The 3,272-nt window shown below is 72.5% G+C and carries 3 protein-coding genes; all 3 read right to left on the bottom strand.

Features of this window, described 5'->3' with window-relative positions; translation table 11 throughout:
- Positions 1-359 precede the first annotated feature (359 nt).
- Genes aroB through aroC form a run of 3 tightly spaced genes read right to left on the bottom strand, consistent with a single transcriptional unit; the run spans position 360 to position 3,171 of the window.
- Complete coding sequence (gene aroB / locus GWI24_RS42465; protein WP_210951357.1) at positions 360-1,463, bottom strand: 3-dehydroquinate synthase; 1,104 nt, start codon at positions 1,461-1,463, stop codon at positions 360-362.
- Positions 1,460-1,942 (bottom strand): shikimate kinase, encoded by a 483-nt coding sequence (locus tag GWI24_RS42460; protein ID WP_210951358.1) that lies wholly within the window; start codon positions 1,940-1,942, stop codon positions 1,460-1,462. Before GWI24_RS42460 ends, aroB begins: the two co-directional genes overlap by 4 nt.
- Before the next feature lie 44 nt (positions 1,943-1,986).
- Positions 1,987-3,171: a chorismate synthase gene (gene aroC / locus GWI24_RS42455; protein ID WP_210951356.1), complete on the bottom strand. Its 1,185-nt coding sequence runs from the start codon at positions 3,169-3,171 to the stop codon at positions 1,987-1,989.
- Positions 3,172-3,272: the final 101 nt, after the last annotated feature.

The raw sequence follows: 3,272 nt of genomic DNA, 5'->3' as shown, positions 1-3,272 counted from the left end.
GCCCAGCCCGCGCCCTGCGGCCCGGGAACCGGCCCCGGCTGATGGGGCGGTGGCAGCGGAGCTCCCACTGCATGCTGCATCCGGTGGCACTCCGTCTCGTACAGGCAGTTCTCGTCCGACAACTGTCAGGTGCTGATACGGCGGTGAGGCCGCTCCTACCGAACGGTACCTGCCCAGAGCTCGGCTGTGTGAACGGACCGCAAACCCGCTGTGTCCCCGCCGCCCCTCGCCAGCCAGGCATTTCGTCCCTCAAGGGCCGCAACCGCGAGGGCTTGGGGGCTGTTCGAAAGCCCGCGGCGGGGCCGCGGGCTTTCGGAGGCGATGACAGAGTTGTGACGCGAGAAGACGGTTATGGACCGTCAGCCGGAGATCTCGGCGTACGCCGCGAGCAGCACCGCCGGGTCCGGGCCCTCCAGCACGGTGGGCTTGGCGATACCGTCCAGGACGATGAAGCGCAGCAGGTCACCGCGGGACTTCTTGTCGACCTTCATGGTCTCCAGCAGCTTGGGCCACTGGTCGCCGCGGTAGGTGAGCGGCAGGCCCACGGCCTCCAGGACGGTGCGGTGCCGGTCGGCCGTGGCGTCGTCCAGACGGCCCGCCAGCCGGCCCAGCTCGGCGGCGAAGACCATGCCCACGGAGACGGCCGCGCCATGGCGCCAGTTGTAGCGCTCGTTCTTCTCGATGGCGTGGGCGAGCGTGTGTCCGTAGTTGAGAATCTCCCGCAGCCCGGACTCCTTGAGGTCGCTGGAGACGACCTCGGCCTTGACCCGGATGGAGCGCTCGATGAGCTCGGCGGTGTGCGGACCGGCGGGCGTACGGGCGGCGACCGGGTCCCGCTCGATCAGCTCCAGGATCTCCGGGTCGGCGATGAAGCCCGCCTTGATGACCTCGGCGAGCCCGCTGACGTAGTCGTTGACCGGCAGCGAGTCCAGCGCGGCCAGATCGCACAGCACCCCGGCCGGGGGGTGGAAGGCGCCGACGAGGTTCTTGCCCTCGGCCGTGTTGATCCCGGTCTTGCCGCCGACGGCGGCGTCGACCATGCCGAGCACGGTCGTGGGGACGGCGATCCAGCGCACTCCGCGCAGCCAGGTGGCGGCCACGAATCCGGCGAGGTCGGTGGTCGCGCCGCCGCCGACGCCGACGATCACATCGGTGCGGGTGAAGCCGGTCTGGCCGAGCGCCTTCCAGCAGTACGCGGCGACCTCGGCGGTCTTGGCCTCCTCCGCGTTGGGCAGTTGGATCGCGATGGCGTCGTACCCCTGCTCGGCGAGGTCCTGGCGGATCGCCTCACCGGTCTCGGCCAGCGCCTCGGGGTGCAGGACGGCGACGCGCTTGGCTACAGCGCCGAGCAGCGCGGGAAGCTCGCCGAGGAGCTGCCGGCCGATCAGCACCTCGTACGGTGCGGTGCCCGCGGTGCCTCCGACCTGGATGCGCGTAGGGGTATCGGCCACAGGGGGTGTCATGCGTTCTTCAGCTCCAGTACGTCCAGGACGGCCTCGGCGACGGCCTCGGGGGTGCGGTCCTCGGTCGACACCACGGCGCGGGCGACCTCGGTGTACAGCGGGCGGCGCTGCTCCATCAGCTCGCGCCAGCGCTGGCGCGGATTGACCGCGAGCAGCGGGCGCGGGGCGTCGAGACCGGTGCGTTTGACGGCCTCGGCGACGCCCATCTCCAGGAAGACGACGGGGAGGCCGGTGAGCAGCGCCCGGGTGCCCTCGTCGAGGACGGCGCCGCCGCCCAGCGCGAGCACGCCCCCGTGCTCGGCGACGGCGGTCCGCACCGCCTGCCGCTCCAGCTCGCGGAAGTGCGGCTCGCCCTCGTCGATGAAGATCTCCGAGATCTCCTTGCCCGCCGTCGCGACGATGTCGGTGTCGGTGTCGCGGAAGGTGGTGCCGAGCCGCGCCGCGAGCACCTGCCCGACGGTGGTCTTCCCGACCCCCATGGGCCCGACCAGCACGACGGCGGGGCCCTGGCTGACCTCCCCGCTCACCGGATGGCCAGGTTCTCGAGGAAGCCCCGCACATTGCGGCGGGTCTCGGTGACCGAGTCACCGCCGAACTTCTCCGCGACCGCGTCCGCCAGGACCAGCGCGACCATGGCCTCCGCGACGATCCCGGCCGCCGGGACGGCGCACACGTCGGAGCGCTGGTGGTGGGCCTTGGTGGCCTCGCCGGTGGTCACATCGACCGTGGCCAGCGCCCGCGGCACGGTCGCGATCGGCTTCATCGCGGCCCGGACGCGCAGCAGCTCGCCGGTGCTCAGCCCGCCCTCGGTGCCGCCGGAGCGGCCCGAGGAGCGCCGGATGCCCTCGTCCGTGGAGAGGATCTCGTCATGGGCCTTGGAGCCGGGCACCCGCGCGAGGTCGAAGCCGTCGCCGACCTCGACACCCTTGATGGCCTGGATGCCCATCAGCGCGGCGGCCAGCCGTGCGTCGAGCCGGCGGTCCCAGTGCACATGCGAGCCGAGGCCCACCGGCACGCCGTACGCGAGCACCTCGACGACGCCGCCGAGCGTGTCGCCGTCCTTGTGGGCCTGGTCGATCTCGGCCACCATCGCCTTGCTCGCGTCCTCGTCCAGGCAGCGCACCGGGTCGGCGTCCAGCCTCTCGACGTCGGAGGGCCTGGGGTAGACGCCGTACGGCGCCTTCGCGGCGGCCAGCTCCACGACATGCGAGACGATCTCGATCCCGGCCGTCTCCTTGAGGTACGAGCGGGCGACGGTGCCCAACGCCACCCGGGCGGCGGTCTCGCGGGCGCTGGCGCGCTCCAGGATCGGCCGGGCCTCGTCGAAGCCGTACTTCTGCATCCCGGCCAGGTCGGCATGGCCGGGGCGGGGACGGGTGAGCGGGGCGTTACGGGCGACTCCCTCGAGGATCTCGGGGTCCACCGGGTCGGCGGCCATGACCTGCTCCCACTTCGGCCACTCCGTGTTGCCGACCATGATCGCGACCGGGGAGCCGAGGGTCAGCCCGTGGCGTACGCCGCCGATGAAGGTGACCTCGTCGCGCTCGAACTTCATCCGGGCACCGCGGCCGTAGCCGAGCCGCCGTCGGGCCAGGGCGTCCGCCACCATGTCGGTGGTGATCGGCACCCCGGCGGGCAGCCCCTCCAGCGTCGCCACGAGTGCGGGGCCGTGCGACTCCCCCGCGGTCAGCCAGCGCAACCTGCTCAACGGTGCTCCCTCATGCGCGTGCCTCGACGTCCTGCGGCGCGGCCCGGTCCGCGCGACTCCGGCCCGCACTCCGATCCTCCCACGACCGGGGCGTCCGCTCG

Source organism: Streptomyces sp. MK37H (assembly GCF_018035285.1).
GTDB classification, from domain to species: Bacteria; Actinomycetota; Actinomycetes; order Streptomycetales; family Streptomycetaceae; genus Streptomyces; species Streptomyces endocoffeicus.
The sequence above is the reverse complement of the archived record's forward strand: the minus strand, read 5'-3'. Positions and strand labels throughout refer to the sequence as shown.

What these genes read in the sequence shown, in the direction of transcription:
- GWI24_RS42460 (WP_210951358.1), bottom strand. Translation starts at nt 1,942, where the DNA reads ATGGGGGTCGGGAAGACCACCGTCGGGCAGGTGCTCGCGGCGCGGCTC.
- aroB (WP_210951357.1), bottom strand. Translation starts at nt 1,463, where the DNA reads ATGACACCCCCTGTGGCCGATACCCCTACGCGCATCCAGGTCGGAGGC.